This window comes from Luteibacter jiangsuensis (assembly GCF_011742555.1).
In the GTDB taxonomy this organism is placed as follows: domain Bacteria; phylum Pseudomonadota; class Gammaproteobacteria; order Xanthomonadales; family Rhodanobacteraceae; genus Luteibacter; species Luteibacter jiangsuensis.
Genome location: NZ_JAAQQR010000002.1, coordinates 612,049 through 628,143 on the forward strand (window position 1 = coordinate 612,049; position 16,095 = coordinate 628,143).

Consider the following 16,095-nt stretch of genomic DNA (forward strand, 5'->3'; position numbering starts at 1 on the left):
CATGATCGTCGTCCATCACCTGAACAACTCCCGTTCGCAGCGCGTGCTCTGGATGCTGGAGGAACTGGGCCTTCCCTACGAGATCGTCCGTTACCAGCGCGATCCGAAGACGATGCTGGCGCCGAAGAGCCTCCGCGACGTCCACCCGCTGGGGAAATCGCCCGTGCTGGTCGATGGCGACCAGGTGCTCGCCGAGTCTGCGGCTATCCTCGAATACCTCCTGGAGCGCTATGGCAATGGGCGTTTCGTGCCTCCCGCCGGCACACCCGAGGCGCTCCGCTACCGCTACTTCATGCATTACGCGGAAGGTTCGGCCATGCCGCCCCTGCTGTTGAAGCTGGTGTTCGTGCGCATGGAGTCCGCGCCGGTACCCTTCTTCGCCAAACCCATCGCCCGGATGCTTGCGCGCGGTGCGCAGAAGGCGTTCGTCGACCCGCAGCTCAAGCTCCATCTCGACTACCTCGAAGGCGAAATCGGCAAGACCGGCTGGTTCGCCGGCGACGAGTTCACCGCCGCCGACGTCCAGATGAGCTTCCCCCTGGAAGCGGCGGCGAGCCGCGCCGCCCTGGATGCCTCGCGGCCGGCGCTGCACGCGTTCCTGGAGCGCATCCATGCCCGGCCCGCGTACCGCGCGGCCCTGGAGCGCGGCGGTGACTACGACCTCGTTCCGAAGTCGCCACGCTGAATCGAGGCTCAATTACACCACCGCTGTTTACGCCTCCCTCACGACACGGCCTGCAAAGTCGGCAGCCTGTAGAAGCAAGCGAGGGAGTCATCCGATGAGCAGAAATCGCGAGTTCGCGCGCCATGTCGAGAGCGCCGTCAACGGAGTCTCCGGCCGCGTCCGTCACTACGCCGACGAAGCCGCGGGAGCGGGCAGCGACCTTCTCGACCGCAGCCGCCGCATCACCGGAAAGTTGGCCCGCCGGGCGAACGATCAGCGCATCCGTTACATGGCCGAGGATCTGGCCGACGAGGCCACCTACCAGTATCGGAAACTGCGCCGCCGCGTGCAGCGTCATCCCGGCGTCACCATCGGCATCGCCGCTGCCGCCATCGGCACCTTCCTGCTGATCCGCCACGCGCTTCGCGACGACGATTGATACCTGTCTGCCTGCGCAGGGCGGTAGGGGGCCGGGAGCGATCCCGGCCTTTTTTTGGCTTCCCCTGTGGGAGCCGCTTCAGCGGCGATACGAGTTCGCGAAAGTGCCCGCTGCCGCGGGATCGCCGGCGTAGCCGGCTCCCACAAAGAACGCGTGCGACGGTACTTACTGCACGGGGTGTTGCTCGACCACCTTGTCGACGTGCCAGCTGACACGCGAGGCGTCCTGGGGCGAGCTTCCCTTGGCGTGCACCTCGGTGATCTTCAGCAGGTATTCGTTGCCGGCCTTCCAGTCGAAACCTTCCACCGGTACGTAGGTCGGCTGCCAGGGGTCGGTAGGCTGCTCCCGGTATTGCAGGCAGTCGGTCTTCAGCACGCCGTTGTTGCAAGGCACCTTGTCGCCGGCAATGTAGAGCAACCGCGAGCGCGAGCCGTGAGCCGGCGGGTTGGTGGCGCAGGCGGCCAGGGCGGCGGCGGTGCAGGCGATGGCGATCAAGCGCATGGCAAGGTCCGGTTCGGTGACGCGTGGAGGAATAGCACCTGGCCCATCGACGACGCGTGATGCGAAAACGACAAAGGCCGGGATACCCGGCCTTCGCGATATTACAGGGGCTTGCTATCAGACCGTCATGGGATTCGGCTTGTTCATGTCCAGCTTGTATTCCTTGATGGCCCGGCTGACATCCTTGGCGTTGACCTTGCCGTCCTTCGCCAGCGCCGCCAGCGCGGCGTGGGCGATCCAGTAGCGGTCCACCTCGAAGTGGCTGCGCAGGTTGGCACGGGTATCGCTGCGGCCATAGCCGTCCGTACCCAGCACCGTGTAACGCATGCCGTCCGGCATGAAGGCACGGATCTGGTCCGCGAACTCGCGCACGTAGTCCGTGGCGGCCACGGCCGGACCCTGGCGATCCGCCAGCAGTCCGGTGACATACGGCACACGCTGTTCGGATTCCGGGTGCAGGCGGTTCCAACGCTCGGCGTCGAAACCTTCGCGGCGCACTTCCGTGAAGCTCGGCACCGACCAGATGTCGGACGTGACGCCGAAATCCTTCTCGAGCAGTTCGGCGGCGGCGATGACTTCGCGAAGGATCGTGCCCGAGCCCATGAGCTGCACGCGCGGCTCGTTCTTCTTGGCCTTGCCGCCGTCCTTGAACAGGTACATGCCCTTGACGATGCCCTCTTCGCTGCCCTTCGGCAGATCGGGGTGGGCATAGTTCTCGTTCATCACCGTGATGTAGTAGTAGACGTCTTCCTGCTCCTGCATCATGCGGCGCGTGCCGTCCTGCAGGATGACCGCCAGTTCGTAGGAGAACGTAGGGTCGTACGAGACGACGTTGGGGATCGCGCCCGACAGCAGGTGCGAATGGCCGTCTTCGTGCTGCAGGCCTTCGCCGTTCAGCGTGGTGCGACCCGACGTTCCGCCGATGAGGAAGCCGCGCGCGCGCATGTCGCCCGCCGCCCAGCAGAGGTCGCCGATACGCTGGAAGCCGAACATCGAGTAGTAGATGAAGAACGGCAGCATCGGCACGTTGCTGATGCTGTAGCTGGTGCCCGCCGCGATCCACGCGCTCATGCCACCGGCTTCGCTGATGCCTTCCTGCAGCACCTGGCCCTTCTGGTCTTCGCGGTAGTACAGCAGCTGGTCGGCGTCCTGCGGGCGGTACTTCTGCCCGAACGGCGCGTAGATGCCGATCTGACGGAACATGCCTTCCATGCCGAAGGTACGGGCCTCGTCGGCCACGATCGGCACGAGACGCGGGCCGAGTTCCTTGTCGCGGAGCATGAGGTTCATGCCGCGCACGAGCGCCATGGTGGTGGAGATCTCGCGGTCGCCCGTGCCCTTCGTGATCTGCTCGAAGGCTTCGAGCGGCGGCGCCTTGAACGACTGGTCGGCCTTGCGGCGGCGCTGCGGCAGCGAACCGCCGAGCGCGCGGCGGCGCTCGAGCATGTACTGCACTTCCTCCGAGTCCTTGCCCGGGTGGTAGTACGGCACTTCGTCGAGCTTGTCGTCCGGCACCGGGATGTTGAAGCGGTCGCGGAAGGCGCGCACCGCGTCCGCGTCCATCTTCTTCTGGTTGTGCGCGGGGTTCTGCGACTCGCCAGCGGCGCCCATGCCGTAACCCTTCACCGTCTTGGCGAGGATGACGGTGGGCATGCCCTTGGTGTTAACGGCCGCGTGGTAGGCGGCGTAAACCTTGTGCGGATCGTGCCCGCCGCGGTTCAGGCGCCAGATGTCGTCGTCGGACATGTTGGCGACCAGCGCGGCCGTCTCCGGATACTTGCCGAAGAACTTCTCGCGCGTGTACGCGCCGCCGAAGGCCTTGCATGCCTGGTACTCGCCGTCGACGGTTTCCATCATCAGCTGGCGCAGCTTGCCGGTGGTGTCGCGGGCGAGGAGCGGATCCCAGTAGCTGCCCCAGATGACCTTGATGGCATTCCACCCGGCGCCGCGGAACACGCCCTCGAGTTCCTGGATGATCTTGCCGTTGCCGCGCACCGGACCGTCGAGGCGCTGCAGGTTGCAGTTGATGACGAAGATGAGGTTGTCGAGACCCTCGCGGCCCGCCAGCGAGATGGCGCCCAGCGATTCCGGCTCGTCCGACTCGCCGTCGCCCATGAAGCACCAGATCTTGCGATCGGTCTTCGGCATCAGGCCGCGGTGCTCGAGGTACTTCCAGAACTGCGCCTGGTAGATCGCCTGGATCGGACCGAGGCCCATGGAGACCGTGGGCACCTGCCAGTAGTCCGGCATGAGATAGGGGTGCGGATAGGACGACAGACCGCGGCCCTTGCCCGCCACTTCCATGCGGAAGAGGTCCATCTGGTCTTCGCTCAGGCGTCCTTCCAGGAAGGAGCGCGCGTACACGCCCGGCGCCGAATGGCCCTGGTGGAACACCAGGTCGCCCGGGTGGTCGGCGCTCGGGGCGCGCCAGAAGTGGTTGAAGCCCACGTCGTACAGCGTGGCCGACGAGGCGAAGCTGGAGATGTGGCCGCCGAGGTCGCCGGGCTTGCGGTTGGCGCGCACGACGGTGGCCAGGGCATTCCAGCGGATGAGCGAGCGGATGCGCCATTCGATCGCGGCGTCGCCGGGGCTGCGCGCTTCCATGTGCGGCTGGATGGTGTTCACGTACTCCGTGGTCGGGTCGAACGGCAGGTAACCGCCGGCGCGACGGGTGGAATCCACCATCCGTTCCAGGAGGAAATGCGCGCGCTCGGTACCGTCGTGATTGATGACGGCGTTGAGCGATTCGACCCACTCACGGGTTTCGGTGGGGTCGAGGTCCTGGTTCAGGATGTCGTCGATCTGGTCCATGGATGCTCCGCTCGCGCGTGACGCGCGCTCATGGGGACTAAGAGAGGCCGCTGGGGTGGCGGGAAAACCTTTTCATGATAGCGCAAGGCTTCGAGATACGCGGCAGTATGTAGGTTTGGATCGTGTTAAATGCCGGCCGGACGCCCTGACGGGTAGGAGCGCGCCGTGCGCGCGACATGTTTTCGCCCCTGTCCCCAGGCTGGCGCGCCAGCTCCCAGGTTCGGCCCCAAAACATGTCGCGCGCACGGCGCGATCCTACGGAATTTACGACCGATCAATCAGTTACGACGTTCCGCGGCTTCCCGGCCCGGATCTGCGCCTCGACGCAGGCGACGGAGGTCATGTTCACCACCCGGCGCACGGTGGCCTGGGGCGTGAGGATATGGGCCGGCTTGGCCACGCCCATCAGGATCGGGCCGATCACCACGCCGTCGCAGAGCACGCGGATCATGTTGTAGGTGGTGTTGGCGGCGTCCAGGTTCGGGAAGACGAACACATTGGCCTTACCTTCCAGGCGCGAGTTCGGGAAGATCCGCTCGCGCAGCTCCGGCGTCAGTGCCACGTCGGCCTGCATTTCGCCCTCGACCTCCAGCCGCGGCGCGCGCTCCCGGATCAGGCTCAGGGCCTCGCGCATCTTCTTCGCGTTGCGGGTCTCCCGGCTACCGAAATTGGAGTTCGACAGCAGGGCGATCTTCGGCTGGATACCGAACAGTTTCAGGCGGATGGCGGCCTGCAACGTGGCTTCGGCGATCTCGGCCGCGGTCGGATCTTCCTGCACGTAGGTGTCGAGGAAGAAGAACGTGCCCTTCTCGGTGGCCACGGCCGCCATGGCCGACGCCTCGGTAACGCCCTCGTCAAGCCCGATGATGTCGCGGATGTAGTCGAGCTTGCTCTGGTAGGTGCCCACCAGGCCGCAGATCATCGCGTCGGCCTCTCCGCGCTCCACCATGAGCGCGGCGATGACCGACGGACGTGAACGCACGACGGCCTTCGCGGAGGCGGGCGTAACGCCGCGACGCTCCATGATCGAGTGGTACAGCCGCCAATACGCTTCGAAGCGCGGATCGGAATGAATGTTGCACATCTCGAAGTCGATGCCGGGCTTCAGGCGCAGGCCCGCGCGTGCGATGCGCTTCTCGATGACGTCCGGCCGGCCGACGAGGATGGGCCGTGCCAGCCCTTCGTCCACCACCGTCTGCACGGCACGCAGGACGGTCTCTTCCTCGCCTTCCGCGTACACCACCCGCTTCGGATCGGCTTTCGCGCGATCGAACACCGGCTTCATCAGCAGCCCCGTGCGGAACACGAAGCTGGTCAGCTTTTCGATGTAGGCCGGGAAATCGGTGATGGGGCGCTCGGCCACGCCGGAATCCATGGCTGCCTGGGCGATGGCCGGCGGTAGCTGGATGAGAAGGCGCGGATCGAACGGCTGTGGAATGAGGTAGTCGGCACCGAAGCTCGGCGGCTTCGTGCCATAGGCCCGCGCGCTCACATCGGAGGATTCGCGGCGGGCCAGCTCGGCGATGGCCTTCACGCAGGCCACCTTCATGGCCTCGTTGATCACCGTGGCGCCGACGTCCAGCGCGCCGCGGAACAGATAAGGGAAGCAGAGCGCGTTGTTCACCTGGTTCGGATAATCCGACCGGCCCGTTGCCATGATGCAATCCGGGCGCACCGCTTTCGCGTCCTCGGGAAGGATCTCGGGGTTCGGGTTCGCCAGCGCGAAGATGATGGGACGATCCGCCATCGTCGCGACCATTTCCGGCTTCAGGATGCCGCCGGCCGACAGCCCCAGGAAGATGTCCGCGCCCTCGACGATCTCCGCCAGGGTGCGCTTGTCGGTGTCGCGTGCGTAGCGCTGCTTGTCGGGGTCGAGGTCGGTGCGGCCGGTGTGCAGCACGCCGTCGCGGTCGAACGCGAGGATGTTTTCCTTGCGCATGCCCAGCGTCACCAGCATATCGACGCACGAGATACCCGCCGCGCCCATGCCGGTGGTGGCCAGCTTCACGTCTTCGATCTTCTTGCCCGTCACCAGTAGCGCATTGAGCACGGCCGCGCCGACGATGATCGCGGTGCCGTGCTGGTCGTCGTGGAAGACCGGGATCTTCATCCGCTCGCGCAGCTTGCGCTCGACCACGAAACACTCGGGGGCCTTGATGTCCTCGAGGTTGATGCCGCCGAACGTGGGCTCCAGGCTGGCGATGATGTCGACCAGCTTGTCCGGATCGGTCTCGTCGATCTCGATGTCGAACACGTCGATGCCGGCGAACTTCTGGAAGAGGACGCCCTTGCCCTCCATCACCGGCTTGCCCGCCAGCGCACCGATGTTGCCCAGGCCCAGGACCGCCGTGCCGTTCGAGATCACCGCGACGAGGTTGGAACGCGCCGTGAGCTCGGCAGCCTGTTTCGGATCCGCCACGATCGCGTCGCACGCCGCGGCGACGCCCGGCGAATAGGCCAGCGACAAGTCGCGCTGCGTGAGCAGCGACGTCGTCGGCGTGACCTTGATCTTGCCCGGGCGCGGAAGGCGGTGATATTCGAGAGCGGCTTGCCTCAGTTCCTCGGAAATGGCCATGGGATCCTGTGGGACGTAACGGGTCGGAAGGGTGCACGCGCCCATGGGGCCTCGGTGCAAGCGGGAATGGTATCACCGGCAAGCATGGCTGCCGCCGTCGGCTCTGTGTGGCAATGCGACATGCAGTGATATGGACGCCGACATGACGACGCGATGCACGCCTGCCACGCGCCCCCGTGCGGGTGCGTACGTTCCCGACACGAAGCTACGAATCCACCTACAGATTTTGCCGCTTCTGCGGGGGTTTCATGCCTTTTGCCCGGCATGACGCCGGGCGCGCCCCTCCCCCTGGAAAGGATTCGACATGCGCACCCGTCATCCGATCATCTATGCCCTGTCGGGCCTTCTCGCACTCGTGTCGTCGGCCGTCCGGGCAGACGAGTCCCTCTGGCGCGACGCGCCCAAGGTGCAGCAACGCCCGTCCGCCCGCCTCGCGCCCACCCCTCCGGCGTCCACCCGTCGGGTGATCCTCGACCGCGATGCCTTCGCGAAAACGATGCGGCGCATGGGAAGTGCCACATCGTCCGTGGAGCTGCCGCTGCCGGGTGGCGGCAGCAGCACCTTCACGCTGCGGCCGTCCGGAGTGATTCCGCCAGGCCTCGCCTCGCGCTACCCCGAACTGAAGAGCATGCGTGGCGAAGACGCCCACGGACGCCGCGCTCGCGTGGACATGGGGCCCGACGGCATCGGCGCCGCCGTCAGCGATCCCGCCGGTGACTGGTTCGTCCGCCCGGAAGCACCCGCCGATCCGGGCATCGCTCCCGCCGACCGGTATCACGAGATAGTGCGGCGATCGGCCAGCCGTACCAGAGCCCATGCCGAAACCATGGAAGGCACGGCGGCCACCGGCACGAACGAGACTTCGCGGCCACGAACGGACACAGGGGTGTATCGCACCTTGCGTATCGCCATGACCGCCACGCCCTCGTATACGAAAAGCCACGGCGGAACGCGGGCCCAGGCGCTGCAGGGCATCGTGACAGCGATCAACCGCATCAACCGCATATACGAGCGGGACCTCGGCGTACACCTCGTGCTGGCCGAAGACAACGACAAACTGGTGTTCACCCCGAACCACACGGATCCGTTCGTCGACCTCGATCCCGACGACGAGTCATACGACAGGGAAATGGCCCTGAGGAACGTGGAAGTCGTCGCGCGAACCCTGAGCGAGGATGCGTTCGATGTGGGCCATCTGCTGGACGCACGGCGCGACAGCGGCATCGTCGGAGCGGTCGGCACCACATGCACGCGCTGGACGGGCAAGCCGGAGGATCGCGCACTGGCCAAGGCCGCCGGCATGACGGGCAATGCAAAGCCGTTTGGCGACCCCTTCCATGTCGATTTCATCGCCCACGAACTCGGACACCAGTTCGGTGCATCGCACACATTCAATGGCTGTGCGCGCGAACAGTGGGCGGCGGGCACGGCGCTCGAGCCCGGAAGCGGCTCCACCGTGATGGGTTACGCAGGGCTGTGTGGCGCATACGACCTGCAAAGCCAGTCGGACGACTATTTCCATGGCATCAGCATCGAAGAGGTGGGGGCATGGCTGGCCGGCCCGGGCGGCGCATGCGCCGTCACCGAGCCCGCCCGCGTTCGTACGCCGTGGCTCGACACGGAAGGATGGGAGCGCCCGTTGACGGTTCCGGCCCGCACGGCGTTCCAGTTGGCCGGCACCGCGCAGTTCGCGGAACCCGACGCGCAGCTCAGCTACACGTTCGAACAGATGGATCTCGGCGACTTCCAGTTCGACGCGATCCTCTCCGACCGTGGCACGGGGCCCCTCTTTCGCTCCCGCAAGCCCAATGCCGACGGAACGCAGACCTTTCCCGCCATGGCCGTCCTGCTGGGCATCGAGCCCCCCGACCAAGGCGACACCCTGCCGACAAGCGATCGCCGACTGCGTTTCCGCATGACGGTTCGCGACGAGCACGAGGGCCTGCGATCGCCCGCCGTCTATGCCGACCGAACCGTAAGAGTGGTGGATACGGGCAGGGCTTTCGCAATCACGACGCCGGCACAGGCGGCAACCCTTCGGCGCGGCAGCCGGCGAGCCGTGCGCTGGGATACCGCGGATACGGTGAAGCCCCCCATCGCGTGCCCGTCGGTGCGCATCGACCTGTCCGTGGACGGCGGGTTCACCTTCCTGGCCACGCCGCTCGCGCGGCAGGTGCCGAACGAAGGCCAGGCCAGGGTGCAGATACCCGCCGATATCGCCGCATCGAGCGATGCGCGAATCCGCGTCGCCTGTGCCGATGGCCGCTTTTTCGCCCTCTCGCCGCGGATTCAGGTGCGTTAGGAATCCTCAGAGGCCGAGGGAAATTTCCTCGGCCTCGACGCCCGCCATGTGGATGTGGTTCACGAACAGCGAGAAGGCCAGCTTCCCGGCCAGACCGTGCACGTGCTGCATCCACGGGGGCAGGTAGCGCGGCAACGCGATGTCGCCGCTTTCGAAGTGCGGTTCGAGGCTCATCACATCGTGCAGCGCCAGCTTTCCCGCGAACAGGTTGCGTAGCAGGTCGAGCCGGCGCTGACGCAGTGCCCAGCGAAAGAACGTGTGCACCGCCAGCAGGCCGCTCAGGTAGACGTTGTCCTTCGCGAAGGCCGAGCCGCCCGTGAGCGGCACGCCGCGGAACACGCGCTGGGTGGAATGAAAGCTGTCGGCCACATGCTGCCCGCAGTCGCGGAAGTAGCGGAATACGTCGACGAAATCGGCACCGTTGAGCGCCATGTCGATGGCAAGGATACGCAGGCTGATGCGCTTCAGCCGCGAAATGTCGATGGCGCCGGACATCAGTTCGGCGAACACGGCCAGGCCTTCCTGCGTTGCCGTGACGCGCGGCGAGGTACGCGCCAGCGAGGCCAGGACCGGCTGCTCGCGGCCATTCAACGCCGTAAGCGAGTGCACGAACGCTTCGTGCGCCAGCAGCTGGTGGCGGTCGTATTCGGTGAAGCGCACGCCACCCCGCAGGCGAATGCGGGTGGCGCCGGCGGCGGCCTTCGCCGTGAGCTCGGGGTCCACCTGGACGGAAATGGTGCCGGGCGCGAAGAAAGCGTCCAGCCGCTCGCTCATGTCGCGGCGGAGTTCCTCCGCCGGAATGTTGCCGGTCGCGTCCTCGGTTTCCAGGTCCGCGCCCAGTTCGTCGGCGAGGTCGACGAAATAGCGCGCCGCGTCGAGGTTGCTGCGATTGCTGCCCGGGATGGCGTCGCCGGGCTTGCCGTACAGCTGCACCGACGTCTCGGTGACCCGGTCCGTACCGGCCCCATGCAGCATGTCCGCCGCGATGCGCCACGACTCGGCGGTGCGCCTCAGGTAGTCCGCGATCGGATGGTCTTCGTCGACCTCCGCTTCGATGGCCTCCAGCTCCGCCTTCGTCTGGTCCAGCACCGGGGGGTGATAGCGGATGTCGGGAATCGACACGCGGCCCGCGCCGAATTCCTCGATCAGCCGCTCTTCCACGGACGCCGGCCACGACACGGTGGGCAGGATACGGATGGTGCCGGCCGCGGCCAGCAGGCGCTGGTCGAGCGCCGCGTAGCGCCGCATCTCGGGGGAAAGGTTCAACGAAGGGGCGGTCGCATGCATGGTTGGCGATTATAGGCCCTGCCCGGCTCCTGCCTCCGCGCGGCGTTACCGGGAGGAAATGTACTTCTCGCGACGGATATGCTGCACGGCCAGCCCGTGCTCCTTCAGTGCCGAGAACGCGGCGTCCACCATGTTCGGATTGCCGCAGAGATAGGCGATATCGCCCTCGGGTTTCGGCTCGAGCTCGGCGAGCATGTCCTGCACGTAGCCCAGGCGGTCGTGGGGACGCGGATGGGGGCGGGCGCCGCGGGACAGGCAGGGATGGAAGGTGAATCCTTCATGGGCACGCGCGAAGGCTTCGAACTCCTCCCCGTACAGCAGCTCACCCTCGTTCCTTGCGCCGTACAGCAGCACGAAACGGCAGCCGCGCGAGGCCATCAGTGCTTCGATCTGCGGCAGCATGGCCCGGTACGGGGTGACGCCCGTCCCGGTGGCGATAAGGATGTACCGGCTGTTGGTATCGCCGTCCATGAGACAGAACCGGCCATAGGGCCCGCTGGCGTCGATGGTGTCGCCATGCTGGAGGCCGCCCAGCAGGGCCGTGGCGGCGCCGCCGTCCACGTAGCTCACGGCAATTTCGATTCTCTGCACCGGATTGCTGCCGTCGCCGACCGTGCCCACCGAATAGCTGCGCTTGGTGGCCTTGCCGTCGTCGTAATGGAAGTGCACCTGCAGGAACTGGCCCGGCACGAAGGCCAGTGCCTGGCCGTCGACCCGCTCGAAAGACAGGTGGCGAACCGTCGGGGCGAGCATGAAGCTGTCGACGAGGCGCAACTGGAACTGTTCGGCCATGGAAAGTCTCTGTTGACGCCGGGGAACGAAAGCACCCCGGCAAAGCCCGGTATAATAGGCGGCTTGTCATTTCGGCGCAGCCCATGACCACTCCCGCTTTGCACGTCAACGATTTACGGAAGACCTACGGAAACGGCGTGGAGGCCCTGAAGGGCGTCTCCCTCACCGTCCAGCCGGGGGATTTCTTCGCCCTGCTCGGCCCCAACGGCGCCGGCAAGTCCACCCTCATCGGCATCCTTTCCTCCCTCGTGAACGCCTCGTCGGGCGACGCCGAGGTGTTTGGCGTGTCGATCCACAAGCATCGCAGCGAGGCGATGCGCCTGATCGGCCTGGTTCCCCAGGAGATCAACTTCAACCAGTTCGAAAAACCCTTCGACATCTGCGTGAACCAGGCCGGCTTCTACGGCATCGGCCGGGCCGAAGCCTCGGAGCGCGCGGAGCGGTACCTGAAGGAGCTTCGCCTCTGGGACAAGGCGCACCACCAGGCGCGCATGCTGTCCGGCGGCATGAAGCGGCGCCTGATGATCGCCCGCGCCATGATGAACGAGCCCAAGCTCCTGATCCTCGACGAACCGACCGCCGGTGTCGACATCGAGATCCGCCGGTCGATGTGGCAGTTCGTCAGCGGCATCAACGCCGCCGGCACCACGGTGATCCTCACCACGCATTACCTCGAGGAAGCCGAGCAGCTCTGCCGCAACATCGCCATCATCGACCAGGGCCGCATCGTGCAGAACACCACGATGAAGAGCCTGCTCGCCACGCTGGACGTCGAGACCTTCGTGCTCGACGTGTCGAGTGTGCCCGACGCCCTGCCCACCCTTCCGGGCGTCGCGCTGCGCAAGCTCGACGACCACACCATCGAAGCCGAAATGTCCCGGGCCCACGATCTCAACTCCCTGTTCGCCGCGCTTTCCGGGCACGGCATCACCGTCACTTCCATGCGCAACAAGGCCAACCGCCTCGAGGAACTGTTCGTCCGTCTGGTCGAGCACGGCCGGGAGAACGCGGCATGAGCGGCGCCACGAACCTTGTCGCCCTGGGCACTATCGTCCGCCGCGAGATCATGCGCATCCTGCGCATCTGGACGCAGACGCTGATCCCGCCCGCCATCACGATGACGCTGTACTTCGTCATCTTCGGCAAGCTCATCGGCAGCCGCATCGGCACGATGCACGGCTTCACCTACATGCAGTACATCGTGCCGGGCCTGGTCATGATGAGCATCATCACGAACAGTTACGGCAACATCTCCTCATCGTTCTTCGGGGCCAAGTTCGGCCGCTTCGTCGAGGAAATGCTGGTGTCGCCCATGCCGAACTGGGTCATCCTGCTTGGCTACGTCACCGGTGCCGTGGTGCGCGGCGTGATCGTCGGCGCCCTGGTGCTCGTCATCGCGCTGTTCTTCACCGACCTGCACGTGGCGCATCCGCTCATCACGTTCCTCTCGGTGGTGCTCGGCGCATCGGTCTTCTCCCTTGCGGGCTTCGTCAATGCGGTGTTCGCGAAGAAATTCGACGATATCGCCCTGGTGCCGACTTTCGTGCTCACCCCGCTCACCTATCTCGGCGGCGTCTTCTATTCGGTAGACCTGCTGGGCGAGCCGTGGCACACCATTTCGCTCGCCAATCCGATCCTCTACATGGTGAACGCTTTCCGTTTCGGCGTGCTCGGTGTCAGCGACGTACCCATCGTCACGGCATTCGTGGTGATGCTGGTGTTCGTGGTCGGACTGGCGGCCGTGGCCCTGCGCCTGCTCACGCGCGGCGTCGGCCTGCGTTCCTGACCCAGCGGCCAGGGTCATGCGGGTCAACAAGTACATCAGCGAAGCCGGCCTCTGCTCGCGCCGCGAGGCCGACGAACTGCTCGTCGCCGGCCGCGTGACCATCAACGACGAGGTCGTCGGCATGGGGGCCAAGGCCCTCGACGGCGACGTCGTCAAGGTCGACGGCGAGGTGGTGGTCGCCCGCACGCTGATTGCCAGTCCCGCCAAGAGCCGCGGCGTTTATATCGCGCTGAACAAGCCGGTGGGCATCACCTGCACCACGGACACCACGGTGGACGGCAACATCGTCGACTTCGTGGATCACCCGCAGCGCATCTTTCCCATTGGCCGCCTCGATAAGGATTCCGAAGGCCTGATCCTGCTGACGAGCAACGGCGACATCGTCAACGAGATCCTCCGGGCGGAGAACCACCACGAGAAGGAATACCTCGTGGCGGTCAACAAGCCGGTCACCGAGGAATTTCTCGCCGGCATGGCGCGGGGTGTCCGGGTGCATGGGCAGATGACCCGCCCCTGCAAGGTGCGGCGCATCGCGAAGTACGGCTTCGCCATCATTCTTACCCAGGGCCTCAACCGGCAGATCCGCCTCATGGCGGCGGCGTTCGGTTACCGCGTCACGCAGCTGCGGCGCGTGCGCATCATCAATGTGAAGCTCGGCCACCTGAAACCCGGGCAGTGGCGCAACCTCACCGAAGCGGAGCTGCGGGGCCTGCTGCCCGAGCGCCAGACCTGGTAGGCGCGCCCGCGCCACCCTGCCGGTGATCCATCCGGCCTTCTGGCGAATTCGCTTACGCCAACGCGATCCTATCCCTGGCCGGATGACGGAATCATCCGACAGCCGCGTCGCGTGAGATCCCTTCTAATGTCGCTTCGGCGCGACACCCCGGCGCGCCATGACCCAAGGAGGGAACGTGGCACAGAACGTGTGGGTGGCAGCCGTGTTCGTCGCATGCCTCGCGCCCTCGCTCTGCACGAATGCCATGGATGCCGCCGACGGCGTCGACGTGGCCAAGATGCTGCTGACGGCGCGAACCGAGACCTCGGCCGGAACGATGGTCCACGGATCGCTGGCGGCGTGGCGGGAGCAGCTTTCGCCAAGGGCGAACGAGCCCTATGGCCCGCCCGTGGACAGGCCGGCGTTCGTGAACGAGGTGTACTGGCGGAAGATGCTCGCTTCGCTGCCAGCATTGAAAGAGCACGGCGACACAGAACGACAAGCGATGCGCGCCCTGCAGTGGGACCTGGGCACGACCAAGGCACGCCCGGGGCAAGAAATTCCGCACGAGGCGATGAGCAAGGTCGACCTCTCGCGCCTGTACCCGCAACACCGGGATCCCCTGGTTGTCGCCGGCATCGCGAAGGCGGGCGTGGATGCCGACATCTTCAGCGCAGCGCTTGCGGTCACCACCGACGCTCATTCGACCGTCGCGGCAAACTACGCGGTGGCCGCCCAGATCATTCGCGACCGCGCGCGTGCATACCCCCCTGAAGCCTGGCCGCGCATGGGCATCCGCGCCGGAATCGTCGACCGTCTCGTCGCGTCGGTCATTCCGGAAGACTTCGCCGATCCCGACCGCCGCTACCTGTCGCTCCTTGTCGAGCAGGAAGCGCGAACGCGGCGAGTCGGCCTGCGAAACCAGTACGGGCTGCGCGGGCTGAGCACGCCCTATCGGGTGGCCCGCCTTGCCGCTGCGTACCGGGACGGCCAGGGATACGCCCTCGCCAGCACATTCCCATGCGGACCCGATGGCTCGCATCAGCCCGGCGCCGGCACTCAGGCGCCGGGCGACCATCGCCCCCTTTGCTTCGTCGACGCCAGCGACAACGCGGTGTACCGCTGGTACGCCGACGAGATGTGGAACCAGGCCCACCCGGCGTGGAAGGCCAGCGGCGAGCAGACATGGATCGCCCTGATGTTCTTCGCGCTCAGCGAGGTGCTGTTTGGCGTGGACATCGTTCCATCGCCGTATTTCGTCGAAAGCGAGATCGCCGCCGACCTCGTGGACGAAGAGATTGTCGCCGAAGTGAAGGGCGAGGCCTCGGCGGAATCCGAATCGTTGCTTACCTGCCGCATCCCATGACTCGACATCGCAGCCACATCGCCCATCTTGCACGGCACACGCTCCTTCTTCTCGCCATGGCGGGGATGTCCGCCGTCGCCCCCGCACAGGAAGTCGAATATGTTCCGGTCGACGACGCCGACAGCGCCATCGTCGCCGAACTGTCCGACACGTTCACCCGCTACGCCTACAGTGTCGACCGCTGGTTGAAACTGGAATCGCAGAAAGAACCGTATCTCACACAACGCAATGTGTTTTCGAGTTTCGAAAGCGGCTTCAAACGGGCGACGGTGGCTCGTCTGGAATACACTTTCACCATCGAAGGCGGCACGGAGACCCGTGTCTACCACGCCATGTCGGGCGTCGAACCCGACGAGGCCTTCGCGCGATTGCTCTCCGCGAAAGACGGCTTGTCGCCGAAGCCGCTATCGCCCGTGGCGGACCAGTTCCGGGACACACGATGGGATGTGCGTGCGAGCGGCCTGGACGAGTCGGAATCCGAACTCCACGCCGCCGAGACGGCGGACGGACTCGATCATTCCGCCGATGCCGAGCTCAAGGCCTTCCGCACACTGGAGCGCGAACTGAAAGAGGCCAAAGTCGCCGCCGGCGGCCAGCTTCGCGTCAGGGTCTCGAAGATTCCCTGCGAATCCTGCCGGAAAGTCTTCGCCAGGTTTGCCGACCGCTTCGGCATGTCCGCGGAAATTGCCTACACCGAGGAGGGAAGCGAGGCATACGCCGCCTTCGACGAGCGCCGCAAAGCGGTGTTCCGCAGGGTACGGAACAACCGCACGGGCGTCAGACCCTTGCGCCCGCTCGAGGGAAACCTTCCACCCGAACGCCTGCCCGTGTGCGAGTAGCCGACAGGCACCCCGCGC

General features: G+C 65.9%; 13 protein-coding genes. 8 read left to right on the top strand and 5 right to left on the bottom strand.

The genetic code is table 11. The annotated features are described in order from the left end of the window. Window position 1 precedes the first annotated feature (1 nt). A complete protein-coding gene (locus tag HBF26_RS06515; RefSeq protein ID WP_167124232.1) occupies window positions 2-685 on the top strand; it encodes a glutathione S-transferase family protein in 684 nt (227 codons plus the stop codon). A gap of 94 nt (window positions 686-779) precedes the next feature. Next, on the top strand, window positions 780-1,103 hold the full coding sequence (locus tag HBF26_RS06520) for a hypothetical protein (RefSeq protein ID WP_167030945.1): 324 nt from the start codon (window positions 780-782) through the stop codon (window positions 1,101-1,103). Window positions 1,104-1,268: 165 nt separating this feature from the next. Here the strand turns inward: HBF26_RS06520 and HBF26_RS06525 are convergent, their stop codons facing one another. The 3 genes from HBF26_RS06525 to HBF26_RS06535 form a co-directional block, all read right to left on the bottom strand. Then, complete coding sequence (locus tag HBF26_RS06525; protein ID WP_167124234.1) at window positions 1,269-1,604, bottom strand: DUF4377 domain-containing protein; 336 nt, start codon at window positions 1,602-1,604, stop codon at window positions 1,269-1,271. Window positions 1,605-1,721: 117 nt separating this feature from the next. After that, window positions 1,722-4,415 carry a pyruvate dehydrogenase (acetyl-transferring), homodimeric type gene (aceE, locus tag HBF26_RS06530; RefSeq protein WP_167124236.1) on the bottom strand — a complete coding sequence of 898 codons (2,694 nt, stop codon included), beginning with the start codon at window positions 4,413-4,415 and terminating at the stop codon, window positions 1,722-1,724. Between the two features lie 274 nt (window positions 4,416-4,689). Continuing rightward, on the bottom strand, window positions 4,690-6,990 hold the full coding sequence (locus HBF26_RS06535) for an NADP-dependent malic enzyme (protein WP_167124238.1): 2,301 nt from the start codon (window positions 6,988-6,990) through the stop codon (window positions 4,690-4,692). Between the two features lie 304 nt (window positions 6,991-7,294). Here HBF26_RS06535 and HBF26_RS06540 point away from each other — a divergent pair, with 304 nt between their 5' ends. Then, on the top strand, window positions 7,295-9,292 hold the full coding sequence (locus tag HBF26_RS06540) for a reprolysin-like metallopeptidase (protein ID WP_167124240.1): 1,998 nt from the start codon (window positions 7,295-7,297) through the stop codon (window positions 9,290-9,292). Between the two features lie 6 nt (window positions 9,293-9,298). On the opposite strand, the gene HBF26_RS06545 is transcribed toward HBF26_RS06540, so the two are convergent. Together HBF26_RS06545 and HBF26_RS06550 are read right to left on the bottom strand one after the other, a co-directional pair. After that, entirely contained in the window at window positions 9,299-10,579 is a 1,281-nt protein-coding gene (locus tag HBF26_RS06545; protein WP_167124242.1) for a peptidase MATCAP family protein, read from the bottom strand. Between the two features lie 45 nt (window positions 10,580-10,624). Beyond that, window positions 10,625-11,371 carry an FAD-binding oxidoreductase gene (locus HBF26_RS06550; RefSeq protein ID WP_167124244.1) on the bottom strand — a complete coding sequence of 249 codons (747 nt, stop codon included), beginning with the start codon at window positions 11,369-11,371 and terminating at the stop codon, window positions 10,625-10,627. 83 nt (window positions 11,372-11,454) lie between these two features. On the opposite strand from HBF26_RS06550, the gene HBF26_RS06555 reads away from it, so the two are divergent. The 5 genes from HBF26_RS06555 (at window position 11,455) to HBF26_RS06575 (ending at window position 16,077) form a co-directional block, all read left to right on the top strand. Next, entirely contained in the window at window positions 11,455-12,387 is a 933-nt protein-coding gene (locus HBF26_RS06555) for an ABC transporter ATP-binding protein (RefSeq protein WP_167124246.1), read from the top strand. Further along, a complete protein-coding gene (locus HBF26_RS06560; RefSeq protein WP_167030922.1) occupies window positions 12,384-13,157 on the top strand; it encodes an ABC transporter permease in 774 nt (257 codons plus the stop codon). The genes HBF26_RS06555 and HBF26_RS06560 overlap by 4 nt, the downstream gene beginning before the upstream one ends. Window positions 13,158-13,173: 16 nt before the next feature. Next, window positions 13,174-13,893, top strand: a complete 720-nt coding sequence (locus HBF26_RS06565; protein ID WP_167124248.1) for a pseudouridine synthase — start codon at window positions 13,174-13,176, stop codon at window positions 13,891-13,893. 175 nt (window positions 13,894-14,068) lie between these two features. Further along, window positions 14,069-15,238, top strand: a complete 1,170-nt coding sequence (locus HBF26_RS06570; protein ID WP_167124250.1) for a hypothetical protein — start codon at window positions 14,069-14,071, stop codon at window positions 15,236-15,238. Beyond that, the gene (locus tag HBF26_RS06575; RefSeq protein ID WP_167124252.1) at window positions 15,235-16,077 is read left to right on the top strand and encodes a hypothetical protein; all 843 of its coding nucleotides are present in this window, start codon (window positions 15,235-15,237) and stop codon (window positions 16,075-16,077) included. Before HBF26_RS06570 ends, HBF26_RS06575 begins: the two co-directional genes overlap by 4 nt. Window positions 16,078-16,095: the final 18 nt, after the last annotated feature.

Bases quoted from the DNA above. Each gene is read 5' to 3' on its own strand.
- HBF26_RS06540 (WP_167124240.1), top strand. From the start codon at position 7,295: ATGCGCACCCGTCATCCGATCATCTATGCCCTGTCGGGCCTTCTCGCA.
- aceE (WP_167124236.1), bottom strand. From the start codon at position 4,415: ATGGACCAGATCGACGACATCCTGAACCAGGACCTCGACCCCACCGAA.
- HBF26_RS06520 (WP_167030945.1), top strand. From the start codon at position 780: ATGAGCAGAAATCGCGAGTTCGCGCGCCATGTCGAGAGCGCCGTCAAC.
- HBF26_RS06525 (WP_167124234.1), bottom strand. From the start codon at position 1,604: ATGCGCTTGATCGCCATCGCCTGCACCGCCGCCGCCCTGGCCGCCTGC.
- HBF26_RS06560 (WP_167030922.1), top strand. From the start codon at position 12,384: ATGAGCGGCGCCACGAACCTTGTCGCCCTGGGCACTATCGTCCGCCGC.
- HBF26_RS06565 (WP_167124248.1), top strand. From the start codon at position 13,174: ATGCGGGTCAACAAGTACATCAGCGAAGCCGGCCTCTGCTCGCGCCGC.
- HBF26_RS06555 (WP_167124246.1), top strand. From the start codon at position 11,455: ATGACCACTCCCGCTTTGCACGTCAACGATTTACGGAAGACCTACGGA.
- HBF26_RS06515 (WP_167124232.1), top strand. From the start codon at position 2: ATGATCGTCGTCCATCACCTGAACAACTCCCGTTCGCAGCGCGTGCTC.
- HBF26_RS06575 (WP_167124252.1), top strand. From the start codon at position 15,235: ATGACTCGACATCGCAGCCACATCGCCCATCTTGCACGGCACACGCTC.
- HBF26_RS06550 (WP_167124244.1), bottom strand. From the start codon at position 11,371: ATGGCCGAACAGTTCCAGTTGCGCCTCGTCGACAGCTTCATGCTCGCC.
- HBF26_RS06535 (WP_167124238.1), bottom strand. From the start codon at position 6,990: ATGGCCATTTCCGAGGAACTGAGGCAAGCCGCTCTCGAATATCACCGC.
- HBF26_RS06545 (WP_167124242.1), bottom strand. From the start codon at position 10,579: ATGCATGCGACCGCCCCTTCGTTGAACCTTTCCCCCGAGATGCGGCGC.